At 64.1% G+C, this 20,196-nt stretch carries 18 protein-coding genes; 9 read left to right on the forward strand and 9 right to left on the reverse strand.

The window, feature by feature from the left end:
• Nucleotides 1-447: 447 nt before the first annotated feature.
• The gene (locus ACD578_RS23205; RefSeq protein ID WP_404288888.1) at nt 448-771 is read left to right on the forward strand and encodes a hypothetical protein; all 324 of its coding nucleotides are present in this window, start codon (nt 448-450) and stop codon (nt 769-771) included.
• A 113-nt stretch (nt 772-884) separates the two neighbouring features.
• On the opposite strand, the gene ACD578_RS23210 is transcribed toward ACD578_RS23205, so the two are convergent.
• The 6 genes from ACD578_RS23210 to iolC all read right to left on the reverse strand — a co-directional run bounded on the left by ACD578_RS23210 (nt 885) and on the right by iolC (nt 7,238).
• A complete protein-coding gene (locus tag ACD578_RS23210) occupies nt 885-1,052 on the reverse strand; it encodes a YqaE/Pmp3 family membrane protein (RefSeq protein WP_152714282.1) in 168 nt (55 codons plus the stop codon).
• A gap of 176 nt (nt 1,053-1,228) precedes the next feature.
• On the reverse strand, nt 1,229-1,426 hold the full coding sequence (locus tag ACD578_RS23215; protein WP_404288890.1) for a hypothetical protein: 198 nt from the start codon (nt 1,424-1,426) through the stop codon (nt 1,229-1,231).
• 52 nt (nt 1,427-1,478) lie between these two features.
• On the reverse strand, nt 1,479-2,282 hold the full coding sequence (iolB, locus tag ACD578_RS23220; protein WP_404288892.1) for a 5-deoxy-glucuronate isomerase: 804 nt from the start codon (nt 2,280-2,282) through the stop codon (nt 1,479-1,481).
• A 12-nt stretch (nt 2,283-2,294) separates the two neighbouring features.
• Complete coding sequence (gene iolE / locus ACD578_RS23225; protein ID WP_404288894.1) at nt 2,295-3,179, reverse strand: myo-inosose-2 dehydratase; 885 nt, start codon at nt 3,177-3,179, stop codon at nt 2,295-2,297.
• Nucleotides 3,180-3,373: 194 nt separating this feature from the next.
• Nucleotides 3,374-5,221, reverse strand: a complete 1,848-nt coding sequence (gene iolD / locus ACD578_RS23230; RefSeq protein ID WP_404288896.1) for a 3D-(3,5/4)-trihydroxycyclohexane-1,2-dione acylhydrolase (decyclizing) — start codon at nt 5,219-5,221, stop codon at nt 3,374-3,376.
• A gap of 103 nt (nt 5,222-5,324) precedes the next feature.
• Nucleotides 5,325-7,238, reverse strand: coding sequence for a 5-dehydro-2-deoxygluconokinase (iolC, locus tag ACD578_RS23235; RefSeq protein ID WP_404288898.1), 1,914 nt, complete (start codon nt 7,236-7,238; stop codon nt 5,325-5,327).
• A 145-nt stretch (nt 7,239-7,383) separates the two neighbouring features.
• On the opposite strand from iolC, the gene iolG reads away from it, so the two are divergent.
• Entirely contained in the window at nt 7,384-8,373 is a 990-nt protein-coding gene (gene iolG, locus ACD578_RS23240) for an inositol 2-dehydrogenase (RefSeq protein ID WP_404288900.1), read from the forward strand.
• 224 nt (nt 8,374-8,597) lie between these two features.
• Here the strand turns inward: iolG and ACD578_RS23245 are convergent, their stop codons facing one another.
• Nucleotides 8,598-9,461 carry a MurR/RpiR family transcriptional regulator gene (locus ACD578_RS23245; RefSeq protein ID WP_404288902.1) on the reverse strand — a complete coding sequence of 288 codons (864 nt, stop codon included), beginning with the start codon at nt 9,459-9,461 and terminating at the stop codon, nt 8,598-8,600.
• 261 nt (nt 9,462-9,722) lie between these two features.
• Between ACD578_RS23245 and ACD578_RS23250 the strand changes: the two genes are divergently transcribed.
• The 5 genes from ACD578_RS23250 (at nt 9,723) to ACD578_RS23270 (ending at nt 14,503) form a co-directional block, all read left to right on the forward strand.
• Nucleotides 9,723-10,664 carry a sugar ABC transporter substrate-binding protein gene (locus tag ACD578_RS23250; RefSeq protein ID WP_404288904.1) on the forward strand — a complete coding sequence of 314 codons (942 nt, stop codon included), beginning with the start codon at nt 9,723-9,725 and terminating at the stop codon, nt 10,662-10,664.
• A gap of 70 nt (nt 10,665-10,734) precedes the next feature.
• Nucleotides 10,735-11,877 (forward strand): ABC transporter permease, encoded by a 1,143-nt coding sequence (locus ACD578_RS23255; protein WP_404288906.1) that lies wholly within the window; start codon nt 10,735-10,737, stop codon nt 11,875-11,877.
• On the forward strand, nt 11,877-12,662 hold the full coding sequence (locus tag ACD578_RS23260) for an ATP-binding cassette domain-containing protein (RefSeq protein WP_404288908.1): 786 nt from the start codon (nt 11,877-11,879) through the stop codon (nt 12,660-12,662). Before ACD578_RS23255 ends, ACD578_RS23260 begins: the two co-directional genes overlap by 1 nt.
• A 248-nt stretch (nt 12,663-12,910) precedes the next feature.
• A complete protein-coding gene (locus ACD578_RS23265; RefSeq protein ID WP_404288910.1) occupies nt 12,911-14,050 on the forward strand; it encodes a Gfo/Idh/MocA family protein in 1,140 nt (379 codons plus the stop codon).
• Nucleotides 14,051-14,062: 12 nt separating this feature from the next.
• Complete coding sequence (locus ACD578_RS23270; RefSeq protein ID WP_213562557.1) at nt 14,063-14,503, forward strand: SRPBCC domain-containing protein; 441 nt, start codon at nt 14,063-14,065, stop codon at nt 14,501-14,503.
• A 164-nt stretch (nt 14,504-14,667) separates the two neighbouring features.
• Here ACD578_RS23270 and recQ read toward each other — a convergent pair whose 3' ends face one another.
• Together recQ and ACD578_RS23280 are read right to left on the reverse strand one after the other, a co-directional pair.
• Nucleotides 14,668-16,470, reverse strand: coding sequence for a DNA helicase RecQ (recQ, locus tag ACD578_RS23275; protein ID WP_404288912.1), 1,803 nt, complete (start codon nt 16,468-16,470; stop codon nt 14,668-14,670).
• Nucleotides 16,467-17,738 carry an NAD(P)/FAD-dependent oxidoreductase gene (locus ACD578_RS23280; protein WP_404288914.1) on the reverse strand — a complete coding sequence of 424 codons (1,272 nt, stop codon included), beginning with the start codon at nt 17,736-17,738 and terminating at the stop codon, nt 16,467-16,469. The genes recQ and ACD578_RS23280 overlap by 4 nt, the downstream gene beginning before the upstream one ends.
• Before the next feature lie 152 nt (nt 17,739-17,890).
• Between ACD578_RS23280 and ACD578_RS23285 the strand changes: the two genes are divergently transcribed.
• Together ACD578_RS23285 and ACD578_RS23290 are read left to right on the forward strand one after the other, a co-directional pair.
• Nucleotides 17,891-18,355 carry a CAP domain-containing protein gene (locus ACD578_RS23285; protein ID WP_404288916.1) on the forward strand — a complete coding sequence of 155 codons (465 nt, stop codon included), beginning with the start codon at nt 17,891-17,893 and terminating at the stop codon, nt 18,353-18,355.
• 61 nt (nt 18,356-18,416) lie between these two features.
• Nucleotides 18,417-20,195 (forward strand): SLC13 family permease, encoded by a 1,779-nt coding sequence (locus ACD578_RS23290; protein ID WP_404288918.1) that lies wholly within the window; start codon nt 18,417-18,419, stop codon nt 20,193-20,195.
• The last annotated feature ends 1 nt before the right edge of the window (nt 20,196 follow it).

A 20,196-nucleotide genomic window follows, 5' to 3' on the forward strand; every position in this document is an offset into this window, starting at 1 on the left:
GGACCGAATGCCTTTTCCGGCATGCGGCTCCGGCTTGCAGTCGGCAGATTCGTCTCGACGGCGAAGCGAAGACTCCTCGGCGGAGGAAACACCCCCGCGCGAATTGCGCGGCTTTCCAGACAGGTCGATTGTGACCTGCTTGCCGGAGATGGGGTCGAGAACGGTCATTGGACGCCGACTTTCTGGCCTGCACACAGCAATGCCTTCACACGAGAGGAAACGGTCCAATCCCCGCTCTGTTCACGAGACCCTTCGCGTCGTGTGCGCATCAGCACCAGGGCGGATGATGAGCAATCCTAAACGGAAGTATTCATCCGCGTTTCATCCGTTTCATATCAATCTCGTGAAGGCTTCGTCAGGAACGAAGTTGATCATGGTGGCGTTGTTCACAGTCGTGAATCACCGGAGAATGCAATGTTTTCTTCGCGTATCTTGAAGATTGGCCTTATGGCTTTGGCCCTTTCCGGAGCCGCAACCCTTGCATCAGTTCCGGTACAGGCTGGCGAGAGTACCGGAACCTGGCGCAATGGTATGGTGGATGGCCCTTACGGCCCCGGCTGGTATGAGCCAGGCGGTTCCTATTATGAGAATGCCCGGACCGTGCGTCGCAGAGCGTATGGACGCGAGCGCTATCGCCATCGTCCGTCCTATCGCTATGCTCCAAACCGTTACTATGGAAACTCCTACTATCCGCGTCGCGGATATGGCTGGCCTGTGGAGCGGCCAAGGCCTGGCCGGGTCGATCGGGCGATCGAACAGGGGCGCCGATAGATCGCGCCTGCTTATCCGAGATGCTCAAGTGAAAACACGTCGCCCCAATCTTTATGGGTGGGCGACGATTTTTGGACATCGCCGAAATCCGGCATGCTTGTCCCGCACCTCTCTCAACGTGTTCGACGCGCGATGATCCAGATCGCATGAACGATGCCTGGAATGTAGCCCAGGATCGTCAGGAGGATGTTGAGCCAGAATTGTCCACCCAGGCCGACGGTGAAGAACACGCCGACCGGTGGAAGCAGGATAGCGAGCAGGATGCGCAGAAGGTTTGCCATGGAATCGCGATGAGAGATGAGATCATGGAAGGAACGGCACCATGACCGTTCCGTTCCAGGGACCGGCAAGCGTCATTGCGATCGTGACGCCGCCATCTACGATGATCGTCTGCCCTGTCATGAAGCTAGCGGCGGAGAGGACAGGAAGGCGGCGGTCGTCGGTTCCCGCTGAAGCGTCAGCGGTCCCACCTGATGTTGAGGGCGCTCGTGACGAGCCGGTCGATGAGAACAGGCGCATCCACGGCCATGCGCTCAATCCCCGTCACGGCCTGGCGTGTCATGCGTCCGTTCAGGAATGCGTAATCCATCACGACGGCACTTACCAAAGCGAGCAGGGCCTTGAAAGCGCGCGAGGCGAGATCCGACCAGACCATGAAACCTCTCAGGGAAACTCCATTCGCCTCATGCCCGAAAGATCCGGCGGGATCAAGCTTTCGCGAGCATCCACTCATGATCCGGATCGTTGTGGAACTTCCAGATCCTCTTCGGGCCCGCCATCACGTTCAGATAATAGAGTTCATAGCCATGCGGCGCGCCGACAGGATGATAGCCCTTGGGCACCAGCACCACGTCACCGTTCGCCGCCGCCAGCGTCTCGTCGAGGGAGCGGTCGTCCGTATAGACCCTCTGGAGCGCAAAGCCGGAGGGCGGATTGAGGCGGTGGTAATAGGTCTCTTCGAGCAGCGACTCGTTCGGCAGCATGTCCCGGTCGTGCTTGTGCGGCGGATAGCTCGACCAATGGCCCGACGGCGTGATGACTTCGACAACGAGCAGACTCTCCGCCGGCTCCGTCTCCGGCAGGATGTTGCGCACATGGCGCGTATTGGTGCCCTGGCCGCGGGTTTCCTGACCCACCTGGTCAGGGCCGATCACGCGCGCTGGGAGCTTGCCTTCCGCAGGCGCCGTGCAGACGGCGATCTCGCAATCGGTCTGCGTCTCCAGCGACCATTCCGAGTGGGCAGGTGCATAGAGCGACCATGGATCCACCTCGAATGGCGAGTTGCGTCCGCCGATCACGCCGAAATCCTGTCCCGAGGCCGCCACGCGTGCCTTGCCTGAAAGCAGGACGATGCAGGCTTCGCGGCCTTCCGTCGCCTGCCGTAAGCTCTGACCGCTTTTGAGCTGATAGACCTCGAACCCTACATAGGTCCACTCGGCCGATTCAGGCGTGATGGCGTGGATGCGCCCTTGGTTATCAGGCTTCGACGGTTTGACGAGAAGCTTCGACATCGCATCTCTCCCTTATCGCAGGCCGGCTTCCTTGAGGTACCGGGTGAGATTGGCATAGCCCATCTTGGCATAGGTCAGCGGGTGGGCCTTCTTCGGGTCCTGCTCCGCCTCGATCACCACCCAGCCGCTATAGCCCGGCAGTTCCTTGAACACGGAAACGAAATCCACCATGCCGTCACCGGGCACCGTATAGACGCCTTCGATGACGGAATCGAGGAAACTCCAGCCTTGCGCCCGCGACTTTTCCATCACGTCCTTGCGTACATCCTTCGTGTGCACGTGGCTGATGCGGCTGCGATAGCGGCGTGCGAGTGCCGCCGGGTTCGCGCCGCCCCAGGTGGCATGTCCCGTATCGAGCAGAAGGTGCACGGCTTCGCCGGTCGAGCGCATGAAGGCATCGATATCGGCCTCCGATTCCACGATGGTGCCCATGTGGTGGTGATAGACCACGCGTACGCCTTCCTGCAGGGTGCGCTCCGCCACCTGTGTCAGGCGGCGGCCGAACTCGGCCCAGTCGCCGGCTTGCATGACGGGACGCTGCGAGAGAGGCTTGGACCGGTCGCCATGGATGGCGTTCGAGGTCTCGGCGAAGACGAGCACGTTCGAACCCATGCTTTTGAGCAGATCGAGATGTGGGCGCAACGCCTTCATCTCCGCCTCCGCATCACGCTTCAACAGCTCGGCGGAATACCAGCCGGACACGCAGGCGAGGCCGAACGGAGCCAGCGCCTTCTTCAGCGCTTCCGGCTCGCGTGGAAACTTGTTGCCGAGTTCCATGCCCTCAAAGCCCGCTTCCTTGGCCTCGGCGAGGCACACCTCCAGCGGCGTCTCGCCGCCGAGCTCCAGCATGTCGTCGTTGGACCAGCCGATGGGATTGGCCCCGATGCGGATCGTCATGTGCGTCTATCCTTCTTCACTCTTCCATGAGGTCCCCGGAATTTCATCCGAAAGGACCATTCGTTCATCCTCTTACCTCATCCTGAGGAGAGCCTTCAGGCCCATCTCGAAGGAGGTTCCAGAGAGCACTGGAGTCTCCTTCGAAACGCCGCTGGCGCGGCTCCTCAGGATGAGGGTGATGTTGTTTGAACCCGTCAGTCGCCCACGCGCTGCGCGCCGAGGGCATCTTCGTAATTCTTGCGTGCGGTCTTCACCTGATCGCGCACCGAAACCTCCGGCACCGCCACGTCCCACCAATGGCCGCCCGCGTCGGTGGAGGCGAGGGGATCGGTATCAATGACAATGACGGTGCTGCGCTCCGCGCTGCGCGCCTTCTTCAGGGCATCCTCCAATTCGCCGATGCCCTTTGCCTTGATCGCCTGTGCGCCGAGGCTCGCCGCATGGGCCGCAAAGTCGATCTCCGGAAGCGTCACATGGTTCGTGTGCTGCAGCAGGTTGTTGAAGCTCTCACCGCCGGTGGCGCGCTGCAGGCGGTTGATGCAGCCGTAGCCGCGATTGTCGAGCAGCACGACGGTAAGTTTCTGTCCTAGCATCACGGAGGTGGCGAGTTCCGAATTCATCATGAGATAGGATCCGTCGCCCACCATCACGATGACCTCGCGGGACGGATCGGCCATCTTCACGCCGAGGCCGCCCGCGATCTCGTATCCCATGCAGGAATAGCCGTATTCCATGTGATAGCCCAGCGCCGTGCTTGCTTTCCAATGCTTGTGCAGCTCGCCCGGCAGCCCACCAGCCGCGCAGACCACCACGTCGGTGGGCGAGGAGGTTCGCTGCACCGCGCCGATCACCTGAGCATCGGACGGAAGCTCTGCATTGGTCGGGTCCGTGTAGCGCGCGGCGGACTCGAACCAGCGCGCCTTCTCGTCACGCGCCCTCGCCGTCCACGCTTCCGGCGCTTTCCAGCCGCCAAGCGCTTGGCTCAGTTCTTCAAGCCCCACGCGCGCATCGGCGACGAGCGGAACCGCATTGTGCTTGGTCGCGTCGAAAGCCTGCACGTTGAGGCCGACTATGCGCCGTTTCGGATCCTTGAACAGGGCCCAGGAGCCGGTGGTGAAGTCCTGCAGGCGCGTGCCCACCGCAATCACGACGTCGGCCTCTTCGGCGAGCGCATTGGCGGCACCCGTGCCGGTGACGCCAATGGCGCCGAGGCAGGCTGGATGGTCATGCGGGATGCTCGACTTGCCGGCCTGCGTTTCGCCGACGAAGAGGCCGTGCGTCTGTGCGAAATCCGCCAGCACCTTTTCGGCATTCGAATAGAGCACGCCGCCGCCAGCAACGATGAAGGGCTTCTTCGCATTGCGGACGAGATCGGCGGCTTCCGCGAGTTCCGTCTCATCGGGACGGATGCGGCGCGGGATCCAGATCTTATCTGCAAAGAAGCTTTCCGGGTAATCGTAGGCCTCGGTCTGCGTATCCTGACAGAGCGCAAGTGTCACCGGACCGCACTCGGCCGGGTCCGTGAGCACTGTCATGGAGCGCTGGAGCGCTGGTATGATCTGCTCGGGCCGCGTGATGCGGTCGAAATACCGGGAAACGGGCCGGAAGCAATCGTTCGCCGAGACTGTGCCGTCGGAAAAGCTTTCGATCTGCTGCAGCACTGGGTCGGGCCTGCGATTGGCGAAGACGTCGCCGGGGAGGAGCAGCACGGGAAGGCGGTTCACATGGGCCACGGCGGCGGCCGTCACCATGTTGGTGGCGCCCGGACCGATGGAGGTGGTGCAGGCCATCATGCGGCGCCGGCGCGAGGTCTTGGCAAACGCAATGGCCGCATGCGCCATGCCCTGCTCGTTGTGGGCGCGGTAGGTGGGAAGCTGGTCACGTACGCCGTGCAGAGCCTCGCCCATGCCGGCCACGTTGCCATGGCCGAAGATGGCCCAGACGCCGCCGAAGAGCGGCAGGCTTGTTCCATCGATTTCCGTCTTCTGTGCCGTCAGGAAGCGGGCAACGGCTTGCGCCATGGTCAGGCGGATCGTGCTCATACGGTTTCCTCTCGAATGGCGCTGGCAACAGAGGCGGCAGCGTTCTCAGGTTTTCTCGTCCGTGAAAAGAGGACAGAGCCAGGCAGAGGCTCCGCCCTTGGAATTAGGCAGCCTTCGCGCGGGCGGATACCTTTTGCCATGAATCGACGAGGCGTTGAAAGCGTGAGGCCATGTCACTGACGGCAGCTTCGTCCGACATCTCGCCCTTGAGCCAGCGCCGCGCGGCATCGTTGAAGATCGTCCGGCCCACGGCAAAGCCCTTCACCTGCGGCTCCTTGGCGGCCGCGGCAAAAGCGGCTTCCAGCTCGTCCTCGGGCGCTTCGAGACCGAGCAGCACGATGCCGCGGCAGTAAGCGTCGTTCTTGGTGATCACGTCACCGATGGCATGCCAGGCGGCTTCATCCCGCTGCGGCTCGAGCTTCCACCAATCGGGCTTGATGCCGAGGTTGTAGAGGCGCTGCAGAATGCCCGCGACGGTATCGGTCTTAAGAGTTCCATGCTTGCCCGCGATGATCTCCACTAGCAATTCGCGGCCGATGCGGCGCGCAGCATCGTGCAGGCGAAGCAGGTCGCGTTCCTGGCGGTCCTTCAGCTCCGGCGGATCGTCTGGATGGTAGAAGCACAGGCATTTGATCGTGTGCCCGACCGGCCATTCCACGAGCTTCGCGCCGAGCGAGCCGCCGCCTTCGAAATCGAGCGGGCGCGAGCCCGGCAGCTCCACCGGGCGGCCGATCCAGAACGGATGATCGGCGGCGCGGAACAGGGCCTCGCGGCCATAGGTGCCGTCGATCAGCATGCCGAAGCCGGGGCGGCCACCCGCCACCCGCGCCGCAGCCTGCACGGCGAGAACCTTGAAGTCGGGAATGCGCTCGATGGGCGCACCGATTTCCTTCGCCATCGCTTCCAGCTGCATGCGGTGATCGATGGCGAGCGCCATGAGCGTATCGGGTCGCGGTCTTCGCGTCGTCGCCCAGTGGATGTGATTGATCCCCTCGTCGAAGCGCAGCGTCTTGTGGCGGCTGCCCTGTTTCAGGAAGTGCTGCAGTTCGGGGAAGGTCGGGATCTCGGGCGAGCAGAGCAGGCGCGAGACCGCGAAGGCGCCACTGGCATTGGCATAGGCACAGCAGGTCTCGAGCTTTTCATCCCGCAGCCATCCGCGGAGAAAGCCGGAGAGAAAGGCATCGCCGGCGCCGAGCACGTTATAGACTTCGACGGGAAAGCCCGGTCCCTTCACGCCATCGTCGAGCGAGGCCGGGATCTCACCCGGAAACACCACGCAGCCCATGGGGCCGCGCTTGCACACGATGGTGGCCTTCGAGATGGCGCGGATGGCCCGGATGGCGGCGAGCGTATCCTCGGACCCGCCCGCGATATGCAGTTCCTCCTCGGTGCCGACGACGAGATCGCAATCGGCGAGGATCGGCTTCAAGTGTTCCGTCACCGCGTCCGAGCGCACATAGCGCGATTCGCCCGCGCCGTGGCCGAGAAGGCCCCAGAGGTTGGGGCGGTAATCCACGTCGAGCACCACCTTGCGGCCGTTCTCCTTCGCGATGCGGATCGCCTTCTTCTGCGCGGCGGCGGTCGTTTCCCGTGAAAAGTGCGTGCCAGTGACGACGATGGCGGCGGCGGACGCAATGAAGCTCTCGTCGATGTCGTTCTCATTGAGCGCCATATCGGCGCAGTTGTCGCGATAGAAGATCAGCGGGAAGGAATCCTCGTCCCTGACGCCGAGAATCACGAGCGCAGTGAGGCGCTTCTCATCGGTGACAATGCCGCCCGTCGCGACGCCCTCGCGCTCCATCTGCTCACGGATGAAGCGGCCCATGGCCTCGTCGCCTACGCGGGTCACGAGGCCCGATTTCAGGCCGAGCCGAGCCGTGCCGATGGCGATGTTCGCGGGGCACCCGCCGACCGCCTTGGAGAAGGAGGCCATGTCCTCCAGCCGACCACCCACCTGCTGGCCGTAGAGATCGACCGAGGCGCGGCCAATGGTGATCACATCCAGGGCTGGCTTCATGCTATTCCTCCCGCTCCCGGTCTTATAAACCGTGTGAGAGCCGCGCTTGGCTCTTGCCGTTATAGAATGTTTATTCTATTACCAGCTTATGTTGGAATATCAATTCTAAATTTGCCGCGAGCCGGCAAAGGGTCAGGGGGAAAACATGATCAGAATCGCCGTTCTGGGCGCCGGCCGCATCGGCCGCATTCACGGGCGCAACGCCGCCAATCATTCCGATGCCCGCCTCGTTGCGGTGGCCGATCCGCATGCGCCTGCCGCGCAGGAGCTGGCAGCGGCGACGGGCGCGGAGGTCGCGTCGCTCGATGCGATCGTCGAGCGTTCGGACGTGGACGCCATCCTCATCTGCACGCCGACCACCACTCACGCCGATCTGATCGAGCGTGGCGCGCGCGCCGGCAAGGCCGTGTTCTGCGAGAAGCCGGTCGACCTGTCGAGCGAGCGCATCGAGACCTGCCTCGCCACCGTCGAGAAGGCGGGAACGCCGCTGATGATCGGCTTCAACCGCCGCTTCGATCCGAATTTCGCGTCCCTGCGCCGCCGCCTCGCCGACGGCGAAGTGGGCGAGGTGGAACTGGTTACCATTCTCTCCCGCGATCCCGGCCCGCCGCCGGTGAGCTACATCGCGACCTCCGGCGGCTTGTTCCGGGACATGATGATCCACGATCTCGACATGGCCCGCTTCCTGCTGCTGGGCGATGAGCCGGTGGAAGTGCATGCGGTCGGCTCCTCCCTCGTCGATCCGGCCATCGGTAAAGCCGGCGATGTGGACACGGCCGCCGTGATGCTGAAGACCGCCAAGGGCCGGATCGTGCAGATCTCCAATTCCCGCCGCGCCACTTATGGTTACGACCAGCGCGTCGAAGTCCATGGCTCCAAGGGCATGATCCGCGCCGGCAACATCCACCGCACGACAGTGGAGGTGGCGAACGCCTCCGGCATCACCGCCGATCCCGTGCAGGACTTCTTCCTGGAACGCTATGCCGAAGCCTATCGCGACGAGCTCACCACGTTCCTGAACGCTATCCGCGACGGCAAGCCGTGCAGCCCCACTGGCCGCGATGGCCTGATGGCCCAGCGCCTTGCGGATGCCGCGACGGAATCGGCACAGAGCGGTAAGCCGGTAAGGGTGTAATCTCCAAACGTCATCCCGGGGCTGCGGAGCGGAGCCCGGGATCGTTTAAACCAGCTTGGCACTGTCATCCCAGCGAAGGCCGGGATCCATAACCACGACATTGCTCCAGCCTGCATCCGCGGTCTTTATGGATTCCCGCCTGCGCGGGAATGACAGCGTTGAGGTTCCCGCACCATTCTCGTTCAACGATCCCGGATCGTCAGTGACGTCCAGGATGACAAGCGTTACCCCTCCGCCCGCTTCTCCGCCGTGCCGACGGCGAGCGCCATCGCCAGCGCGAACGAAGCGGAGAGCGACCGGAAGGCGCCGAAATCGGCCTCCGCCACTTCGAGCCAGACATCGGCGTTCGTCACCAGCGGGCTGAAGGCCGAATCCGTGATCGCGACCACCGGCACATCGCGCTGCGCGGCAGCCGCTGCGAGATCGGCCGTGACGGGCGCATAAGGCGTGAAGCTGATGGCAAGCACCGCATCGCTCTTGGTGGCGATGGCGAGCTGCTCGGGGCCGAGCTGGCCGACATGGTCAATGAGGATGGCCCGCACTCCCAGCTTCCCGAAGGCATAGGCGCAATAGGCGATGACCGGAAACACCCGTCGGGCGCCAAGCAGGTAAACGGTATCGGCCTTGGCCAGGGTCTCGATGGCGCGGGAGAGTTCCTCGGGGCGCACCGAAGCCCGCATCCGCTCCAGAGAGACGGCTGCCGCACTGGTGAAGCCTTCGAGGAGGGACACCGCATGAACGTGGTGCCCCTCGGCATCGCGCAAGCTCCTCAGGCGCTCGCGGTAATCCGGAAAGCGCTCCCGCAGGCGATCGCGGAAGATCTGCTGTAGATGAGAGAAGCCGTCATAGCCGAGGCTCTTGGCGAAACGCACCAGCGTGGACGGCTGCACGCCGGCGTGTTCGGCAATGCCAGCGACCGTTCCGAAGGCCACATCCTCAGGGTGCTCAAGGGCGAAGGCGGCGATCTGCTTCAATCGCTTCGGCATCGACTCGCGGCGGCCGAGCAGGAGCGTTCGAAGTCCGTCATAATCGTCCGGGGTCTCCGTCACCACCGCTTCCGCGCTGCCCATGCTGTCCTCGGTTTCCATCGCAGGCCTCGAGACGTCAGATCGGCCTTGACACCGATCCTACAAAAATGGAATAAAAATTCCAATATAGAAACAAAAAGGTTCTGACGTTCCGTTTCAGCGGACGATCGGATCGGCAGAGGGAACGCTGTACGGACGGTGATTCGCCCTTCGGCTCATTTGTTTTCTCTCTGCCTCTTGAGGCAAGCGGCAAGGCCGCGGCGTTCGCCGCAACGCACAGGCGTTGCGGTGCTCGCGTGAGAACAATCTGGGAGGAAGAGCATGAAATCGTTCGTTACCGGTCTGGCTGCCGCGGCAGCTCTGACCCTCGCCACCGCCGCCCCGGTCGCGGCGCAGCAGAATTCCCGCATCATCGTCGTCAGCCATGGTCAGGCCAACGACCCGTTCTGGTCGGTGGTGAAGAACGGCGTGGCGGCGGCCGGCCAGGACATGAAGGTCCAGGTCGATTACCGTGCGCCCGAGACCTTCGACATGGTCGCCATGGGCCAGCTCATCGACGCGGCCGTGAACCAGAAGCCGGCCGGCCTGATCGTCTCGATCCCCGACGCCTCGGCGCTTGGCCCGTCGATCCAGAAGGCAGTGGCCGCCGGCATTCCGGTAATCTCCATGAATTCCGGCTCCGACGTGTCGAAGAAGCTCGGCGCGCTGCTCCATGTGGGTCAGGACGAGGTTGAGGCCGGTCGCATCGCCGGTGCCAAGCTCAAGGAGATGGGCGGCAAGATCGGCCTGTGCGTAAACCAGGAAGTCGGCAACGTCTCGCTCGATCTGCGCTGCAAGGGCTTCACGGAGGGCTTCGGCGGCAAGGTGACGGTTCTCCCCGTCACGAATGATCCGGCAGATATACGGGCCAAGGTGAAGGCGGCGGTTGCTGCGGACGCGTCCGTCGATACGATCCTGGCGCTCGGCGCGGGCACGGCGGGCGAGCCCTCGGTCGCGGCGGTGAAGGAGGCCGGCAAGACCGGCGCCATCCGCGTCGCCACCTTCGACATGTCGGCCGGCTTCCTCAAGTCGGTGGCCAACGGCGAGGCGGTCTTCGCCATCGACCAGCAGCAATACCTGCAGGGCTATCTGCCGGTGGTCTTCCTGGCGAACTACGCCAAGTACGGTCTGATGCCCGGCGGCGACGTGGCCTCCGGCCCGAACCTGATCACGAAGGAAAAGGCCAATCAGGTGGTCGAGCTGTCCGCCAAGGGCATTCGCTGATCGTTGCAGGAGCCCGCGATCTTGTGATCGCGGGCTCCTCTCTTTCATGGATTCATATGGGGAGGCGCTCATGGTCAACACCACCCAGCCGACCGCCAATCTTGCACCGGCGACAGCCGTCAAGAAAATTCAGGACGAGCGCCTGCGGGAGGTCTCCCTCCTCACCAAGATCATGCGGCGTCCCGAACTCGGCGCTCTTGCCGGTCTCGTCCTCGTCACGATCTTCTTTCTCTCCACCGCCGACGTGTCCATGTTCACGCTGGCGGGCATCATGAACATTCTCTCGCCCGCCTCCCAGCTCGGCATTCTCGCCATCGCGGCGGCCCTTCTGATGATCGGCGGCGAGTTCGATCTCTCCATCGGCTCGATGGTGGCCTTCACCGGCCTCGTCTTCGGCGCCTTCATCACGCTCAGCGGCTGGCCTCTGCTTTTAGCCATTCTCGCCACTTTCGTCGTGGCGGCCGTGCTCGGTGGCCTGAACGGCCAGATGGTGATCCGCACGCGGCTTCCTTCGTTCATCGTCACGCTCGCCTTCCTGTTCATCCTGCGCGGTCTCTCGCTCGTCGGATTAAAGTGGGCGACTGGCGGATCGACCCAGATGCGCAGCATCGGCGATCAGGCAGGCGAAGGCCTCATCCGCGAACTCTTCTCGGGCGTTGCTTTCGAGGGTGTGTTCTCCTGGCTAGCGGCGCATGACGTCATCGCCAAGTTTCCGAATGGCACACCGTCAGTGACGGGAATGCCCGTCTCCATCGTCTGGTTCATTGGCTTCGCGCTTGTCGCCACCTGGCTTCTCCTGCGCACGCGCGCCGGCAACTGGATCTTCGCGGCAGGCGGCGATGCCAACGCGGCGCGCAATTCCGGTGTGCCGGTGGACCGGGTAAAGACCGGGCTCTTCATGCTCACCGCCTGTGCGGCCGCTCTCGTTGCTGTTCTTACCGTGCTCGATGCGGGCTCGACCGATGCACGGCGCGGCTTCCAGAAGGAGTTCGAGGCCATCATCGCGGCGGTGATCGGCGGATGCCTCCTGACCGGCGGCTACGGCTCGGCCATCGGCGCATTCTTCGGCGCCATCATCTTCGGCATGGTCTCCATCGGCCTCACCTATACGAGGTTCGATTCCGACTGGTTCCAGGTCTTCCTCGGCGCCATGCTGCTGCTCGCGGTGCTGTTCAACAACTTCATCCGCCGCAAAGTGACGGGAGAGCGCTGATGGACAAAGAAGCTCCCCTCATCGACATCCGAAACCTCGTCAAGCATTTCGGTTCGGTGATCGCGCTGTCGGGCGTATCGCTCACAGTCCATCGCGGCGAGGTCATGTGCCTGCTCGGTGACAACGGCGCCGGCAAGTCAACGCTCATCAAGACGCTCGCCGGCGTGCACAAGTCCACCTCGGGCGAGTTCTTGGTCGAAGGGCAGCCGGTGACCTTCTCCAGCCCACGCGATGCGCTCGATGCAGGCATCGCGACGGTTTATCAGGATCTCGCGATGATTCCACTCATGTCGGTCACGCGCAACTTCTTCATGGGGCGCGAGCCGGTGAAGGGCATCTGGCCGTTCCGCAATGTGGATTTCGACCATTGCGACGAGGTCACGCGGGAGGAGATGCACAAGATCGGGATCGACGTGCGCGATCCCCACCAGGCTGTTGGCACCCTCTCCGGCGGCGAACGCCAATGCGTGGCGATCGCCCGCGCGGTTTATTTCGGTGCGAAGGTGCTGATCCTCGACGAGCCGACTTCGGCGCTGGGCGTGGCGCAGACCTCCATGGTGCTCAAGTACATCCACCAAGTGCGCCAAAAAGGCCTTGGCGTGATCTTCATCACGCACAACGTGCGTCACGCCTATGCGGTGGGCGACCGCTTCACGGTGCTCAACCGCGGCAAGACGCTGGGCACCTACAAGAAATCCGAGATCCAGATCGATCAACTGCAGAACCTCATGGCCGGCGGCAAGGAACTGCAGGCCGTGTCGGAAGAACTCGGCGGAATGGTCTGATAGATGACATCTAGCCCAACCTTCATCCTGAGGAGCCTGCTACGCGAACTCCTCAGAGGCTGACTGATAAAGGACCCGCAGCTTCTTCCCGTCATCACCGGCCTTGTTCCGGTGATCCTGATTGAATGAGGCGTAGCACTCTTCCCACCGACATGGCCGGGCGTGTCCCGGCCATGTCGGTGGGAAGGCCGAATATCGAGCCAGCCTCTCGGGATGAGGGCATCCACATCAAGTCAGGAGCATGACGCATGACATCACTCGGCATCGGCCTCATCGGCACCGGCTACATGGGCAAGTGTCATGCCCTGGCCTGGAACGCCGTTGCGGCGGTCTTCGGGGACGTGGATCGGCCACGCCTTGCGGTCTTGGCTGAAGCCTCGCAGGAACTCGCCGAGAGGAAAGCGCGAGAAATCGGCTTTGCGCGCGCCACCGGCGACTGGCGCTCTCTCGTCACCGATCCGGCTGTCGATGTGGTGTCAATTACCACGCCTAACGCCTTCCATCCCGAGATGGCGATCGCGGCGCTGGAGGCGGGCAAGCATGTCTGGTGCGAGAAGCCGATGGCAACACGCCTGCCCGATGCGGAGCGGATGCTCGCCGCCGCCCGCGCCTCGGGCAGGGTCGCAGCCCTCGGTTACAACTACATCCAGAACCCCGTCATCCGTCTGATCCGCCGCCTTCTCGACGAGGGCCGGATCGGCGAGGTTAATCATGTGCGCGTCGAGATGGATGAGGATTTCATGGCGAACCCCGAGGAGCTCTTCTACTGGAAGAGCGAGGCGAGTTCCGGCCATGGCGCCCTCGACGATTTCGGCGTCCATGCGTTGAGCCTGATCTGGATCCTGTTCGGCGGCGTGCGCCGTGTCTGCGGGCATATGGCGAAGCCTTACGCGGATCGCCCCGTGAAGGATGGCGGCCGCCGCGCGGTCGAGACCTATGACATCGCCACCACGCTGATCGAGCTCGACAACGGCACCTCCGGTGTGATCGCGCTCAACCGCTCGGCCTGGGGCCGCAAGGGGCGAATCTTCGTCCAGCTCTTCGGCTCGAAAGGCACCATCGTCTTTGACCAGGAACGCATGAACGAGGTCCAGCTCTACACGGCCGACGGGGCAGGAGAGACGCAAGGGTTCCGCACGATCCTGACCTCCCCGCATCACCCGCCTTATAATAAATTCATCCCCGCGCCGGGACACGGGCTCGGTTTCAACGATCTGAAGATCGTCGAATGCCGGGAGCTGATCCGCCGCATCGATGGGGAGGCCGCCCATCTGATCACGTTCGACGACGGCATCCGCATCGAGCGGGCCGTGGATGCGATTGCGAGAAGCGCGCATTCCGGCGTTTGGGTCGACATCGCAACGGGTGGGGACAGACAGGCCGCTTGAGGAGGTTCGACCATGAAAGTCGGGACAACGGCGGATCGGATCGTCATCGAATACGATATCGGGAAGGCCCCGCACCAGATCTGGGCAGCCTTGACCGCCCCGGACGCCATCGCGTCCTGGTGGGGCGACCATGTGCGCCTCGATGCGAAAGCCGGCGGCGCCTTCCGGGAGGAATCGACGGACGAAACCGGTCGAACGGTTGTCACCACGGGAACCGTGAGCCGATTCGAGCCGCCGGAATTCCTCGAACTGTCATGGGCCGGCGAGGACTGGCCGCAACCCACCCAGGTGTCCATGGTTCTCGATCCAGTTGCCGAAGCGAAGACGCTCCTTCGCCTGGAGCACCGAGGCTGGTCGGTTCTTCCGGCCGACAGGAGGCAGCGGCTGATCGAGCAGCATGCGGCGGGCTGGCATCACCACCTGCGCGATCTGGAATCATATCTCGAACGGTAAAGTTCCGCTCCCAGCCTACCTCTCACCTCATCCTGAGGAGGCGCGCAGCGCCGTCTCGAAGGAGGATTAAGAGTGCACTGGACCCTCCTTCGAGACGCAGACTCCGTCTGCTCCTCAGGATGAGGTTTGTGTCAGTGGAGATGCGATATGCAGCTCAGCTGTCGTCAGGCCGCGTGCGTCTTCAGGACCTCGAGGAACGCATCCGCGTAGCGGTCGAGCTTGGCCTGTCCCACGCCATGGACCTCGCCGAAGGCACGCACCGTCGTCGGCCGCTTGGCCGCCATGTCGATCAGGCTGCGGTCGGAGAAGATCACGTAGGCCGGCACGCCTTCTTCCTTGGCAAGCCGCGTGCGCAGGCCTTTCAGGTCGAGGAGCAGCGGATCGTCGGACGGCACCACGGATTCCGCTTCCATGCGTCCACGCCTGCGGCGGCGCTCGGCGGGTTTCATGAGCACGTCGGAGCGCAGCTCGATCCGTTCCTGGCCCTTGAGAACGGCCACGCCTTTGTCCGTCAGCGTCCAGCGCCCGTATTCCGCCAGTTCCAGGCCGATCAGGCCCGCCGCATAGATCTGCCGCAGGAGCGAGCGCCATTCGGTCTTCGCGCGGTCGTTGCCGACCCCGAACGTCTTCAGCTTGTCGTGGCCGAAGCGGCGGATGGAATCCGTCTCCTCGCCCACGAGGATGCTGATGAGATGCTCCGTGCCGAAGCGCTCGCCCGTGCGCACGATGGCCGAGAGAATCTTCTGCGCCTCGATGGTGCCGTCGAAGGACATGACGCCGTCGATGCACAGATCGCAATTCCCGCAAGGGTCGGTGCTCTCACCGAAATAGGCGAGAAGGGTCTGGCGCCGGCAGCGCGGCGCTTCGCACAGGGCGACGAGCGCATTGAGCCTCTGGCGTTCGACGCGCTTCTGCTCGTCCGCCGCATCGCTCTCCTCGATCTGCAGGCGACGCAGGCGCATGTCGTCGAGGCCGTAGAGGGTGAGCGTGTCGGCCGGTGCGCCGTCGCGGCCGGCGCGGCCGATCTCCTGGTAATAGGCCTCGATGGATTTCGGCAGGGCCGCATGGGCGACGAAGCGCACGTCCGGCTTGTCGATGCCCATGCCGAAGGCGACGGTCGCCACCATCACGACACCGTCCTCCTGGAGGAAGATGTCCTGGTTCTTGGCGCGATCCTGTTGCGCCATGCCGGCATGGTAGGGCAGGGCGCGGTAACCGGCCTGGCTCAACGAATCCGCCAGCCGTTCGGTGGCGTTGCGGGACGAGCAATAGACGATGCCGCTCTCGTGGCGGTGCTTGTCGAGGAAGGAGAAGAGCTGGCGCTTGGAATTCTCCTTCGACTGCATGGCAAGGCGCAGGTTCGGCCGGTCGAAGCCATGGATGAAGAGGCGCGGCTCCTGCTCGAACAGCCGGTGCATGATGTCGCTGCGCGTCGCCACATCGGCGGTCGCGGTCAACGCGATGGTCTGCACATTGCCGAGCCGCTGGCGCACCTCGCCGAGCATGGCGTATTCGGGCCTGAAATCGTGCCCCCATTGCGAGACGCAATGGGCCTCGTCGATGGCGAGCAGGTTCACACCGGCCCGGCCCAGCCACTCGGTCGTGCCGGTGTTGGCAAGGCGCTCGGGGGAGGCGTAGAGAATGCGCATGCGGCGGTCGCGCACCGCGTCGACCACGCGGCGGTTTTCCTCCGGATCGTTGGCGGAGTTGAGACTGCCGGCTTCGATGCCGAAATGGCGCAGGGCCGCCACCTGATCGCGCATGAGGGCGATGAGAGGCGAGACCACGAGGGTCAGCCCCTGGCGGGCGAGGGTCGGCAGCTGAAAGCACAGGGACTTGCCCGCACCCGTGGGCATGACGGCCAGAACGTCCTCGCCGGCCAGCACGGCGCGCACGATCTCCTCCTGTCCTTCGCGGAAGGAGGGGAAGCCGAAAACGTCGTGGAGAATCTTGGCGGGGTCGATCACGTCTGCCGTGTGGCCGAGGAGAGGCTTCCCGTCAATGCGGCATCGGGAATCTGCAAGCGCGCCAGCACCCCGCGGGCTGCGGCAAGGCCGGTGGCGAAGGTCGCCTGGAGGAGGTAGCCGCCGGTGGGCGCCTCCCAGTCCAGCATCTCGCCGGCCACGAAGACCCCCGGCATCCGGCGCAGCATCAGGTGCTCGTCCACCTCGCCGAACGGCACGCCGCCGGCGGTGGAGATGGCCCGGTCGAGGGACTTCGTGCCCGTCAGCGTCAGGGGCACGGCCTTGATCAGACGGGCCAGCGCCCCAGGCTCGGGCGGAAGGGATGGCGAAGCCTCCCGCAGCAATGCGATCGCGACGGGGCTGAGGCCGCCGGCCTTGCGCAGGAAGGTGGAGGCAGACTGGCCCTTTCGCGGAGCGCCCAGGCGCTTCACCAGAGCCTCCTCGGACAGATCGGGCCGCAGATCCAGGTGCAGCGTGGCGCCGCCCGTCCGCTCGATGGCGTCGCGGAGCCTAGCCGAGAGGGCATACACCGCCCCGCCTTCGATCCCGTCCGCCGTCACGATGGCCTCTCCCCTCACGGTTCTGCCCTCGAAGGTCAGGGCCACCCGCTTCAGGGGCTCGCCTTCGAAGCGGCTGCGCATGACGTGGGACCAGGGGAGGATGAAACCCACGTTGGCGGGGCGCAGGGGCGAGACCGCGATACCCTGTCGAGAGAGCAGTTCCACCCAGGTCCCGTCGGAGCCGAGCCGGGGCCAGCTCGCGCCGCCGAGCGCCAGGATGGTGGCAGCAGGCTTGACCCGCACTGACTCGCCGGCGGCATCGGTGAAGATCAGACGGCCGTCCTCGTCCCATCCTTGCCAGCGATGGCGCAGGGCGAAGCGGACGCCAAGGCTCTCCAGCCGCGACAGCCAGGCGCGCAGGAGGGGAGAGGCCTTGAAGGCCTTGGGGAAGACGCGGCCGCTGGAGCCCACGAAGGTCTCCTGTCCCAACCCCTCGCTCCAGGCGCGCAGGTCCTCGGGGCGAAAGGCCTCGATCAGGGGCCGCAATCGCGGCTGGGCCTCGGCGTAACGGGTGACGAAATGCTTGAACTCTTCCGAATGGGTCAGGTTCAGACCACCCCGGCCCGCCACGAGGAGTTTTCGCCCGACGGACGGCATCTGATCGTAGACGATGACCTTAAGGCCCGCGCGTCCCAGGACCTCCGCGGCGATCAGGCCGGCGGGGCCGCCGCCGACGATGGCGACTTCGGGTGGGGAGGAACTTGCGGGCATGCGGTCAGCTGACGCGGGAGGGTGTGGAATCTGGACCCTCACGCTTCAACATGGCATGGAGCGTCATCGGGTTCATGGCTTTTGCACATGAACGCCACAGGCACTTTTTGCAAGGGGAGCGGCGCTTGAATGCCGCCCGAAGGGGATTTTCGATGCGTGCTCTTTTCATCTCAGGCCTCGTCGCCCTGGGGCTGGCCGGCTGCGCGGGCGATTTGGCTCTCACCCCCAAGGATGCCGTCCTGGCGAGCTCCACCAACGATGCCGCCGAGGCCGCGCGGCTGATCTCGGCATACCGAGTCTCGAAGGGCTTGAGCCCGGTGACGGTGGATTCCTCCCTCAACAAGGCCGCGGAGCATCAGGCGCGGGCGGTTGCGGCGGCGGGCCGCCTCAGCCATGGCAGCTTCGCCGGCCGCATGGATGAATACGGCATCATCGGCTACTCGGCCGAGAATCTCTCAGCCGGTTCGGATTCGGTGGATGGAGCCATTGGGCGCTGGAAGGCCTCTCCGGGCCATAACAGCAATCTCCTGATGCCCCAGGCCCGTAAGATCGGCCTCGCCCGCGCCGATGCGAACAATCGCTATGGGCGGTATTGGGCGCTCGTTCTCGGTCAGTAAGTCCGGGCACTAACGGAAGCGTGAAGCGTTAGGATCTCAGTTCCTCTCTTTTGCGCTTCGCATGACCCACCAACAAATGCTTGCCTTCGCCATCGTCGCCGGGATGATGGCGCTCTTCGTCTGGGGACGTTTCCGCTACGATCTTGTCGCTGTCCTGTCGCTGCTGGTCGCCGTGCTGGTCGGCATCGTGCCCGCCGACAAGGCTTTCGAGGGCTTCAGCGACGACATCGTCATCATCGTGGCGAGCGCGCTTCTGGTCAGCGCCGCCATGGCGAAGTCCGGTATCCTCGAGGCAGGATTGAACCGGGTCGGGCCTTATTTGCGCACCACGCAGATCCAGGTCGTTGTGCTGGTGACCGTGGTGACGGTGCTCTCCGCTTTCGTGAAGAACATCGGCGCGCTGGCGATGATGATTCCCGTGGCGTTTCAGATAGCCCGGCGGACGAACACGCCGCCTTCGAGCTTTCTCATGCCGATGGCCTTCGGCTCCCTTCTCGGCGGCATCGTCACCCTGGTCGGCACCTCGCCGAACATCATCGTGTCTCGGGTCAGGCAAGAGCTTCTGGGCGAGCCGTTCGGCATGTTCGACTTCACGCCGGTCGGGCTCGGTATAGCGCTGGCGGGCGTCGCCTTCCTGGCCTTCGGCTACCGTCTGCTGCCGCAGGGCCGCAAGGGCTCCGCCTCCCTCTATGATGCTCTCGATATCAAGGATTATGTCACTGAGGCGCGGGTGACCCCCGAATCTGAGGTGATCGGGCAAACGGTGGCGGATTTGCACAAACTCGCCAATGGCGAGGTGAAGGTCGCGGCCATCATCCGCAACGAGACCCGCAGCTCCAGTCCCCTGCCGGATGCAAGGATCCGCGAGAACGACGTTCTCATGCTGGAGGGTGAATCGGATGCGCTCGAGAGCGCCGTTGTTCGGGCCGGGCTGAAACTGAGCCGAGAGCATCGCCAACCGGAGATGGAAGAAGCAACCGACGAGATCGGTGTCATCGAGGCGATCGTCGGGCCGAATTCCCGCTTGACCGGCCTCTCGGCGGAGCAGATCGGTCTCTATGAGCGCTTCGGGGTCAACCTCATTGCGGTCAGTCGCAGCGGCGTGCGCTTCAAGGAACGGCTGCGCACCATCACTCTGCGCTCCGGGGATGTCATTGTGCTGCAAGGCAACCTCAAGCGGCTGCCCGACACCTTGCGCGATCTCGGCTGTCTGCCCTTGGCCGAACGGGAGATCCGGCTCGGCAGCGCGCGGCGCAGCTTCATGCCGGCCGCGATCCTCGTGGGTGCCATGGTGCTCGTCGCCTTCAACATCCTGCCGGTGGCGATCGCCTTCTTCGGGGCGGGCGTCCTCCTCGTCCTGTTCGGCTCCCTCACCTTGCGCGAGGCCTACGAGACGATCGAGTGGCCGATCATCGTCATGCTCGGAGCCCTGATTCCGGTCAGCGAATCGATCCGGACGACCGGCGGCACGGACCTGATCGCGGGATGGCTCTCAATGGCCGCCAGCATGCTGCCGCCCACCGGTGCTCTCGTGCTCATCATGGTGGCCGCCATGGCGGTGACGCCGTTCCTCAACAATGCGGCCACCGTGCTGGTGATGGCCCCCATCGCGGCGAGTTTCGCCACCCAACTCGGCTTCAAGCCCGACGCGTTTCTCATGGCGGTGGCCATCGGGGCAGCCTGCGATTTCCTCACCCCCATCGGCCATCAGTGCAACACCCTGGTGATGGGGCCGGGCGGGTACCGATTCGGCGATTACTGGCGGCTCGGGCTGCCGCTTTCGATCCTGGTGGTGGTGATCGGCGTACCGCTCATCATGCTGGTCTGGCCGCTGCAGTAAT

The sequence above is a fragment of the Microvirga sp. RSM25 genome, from assembly GCF_044784385.1.
GTDB classification, from domain to species: domain Bacteria; phylum Pseudomonadota; class Alphaproteobacteria; order Rhizobiales; family Beijerinckiaceae; genus Microvirga; species Microvirga tunisiensis.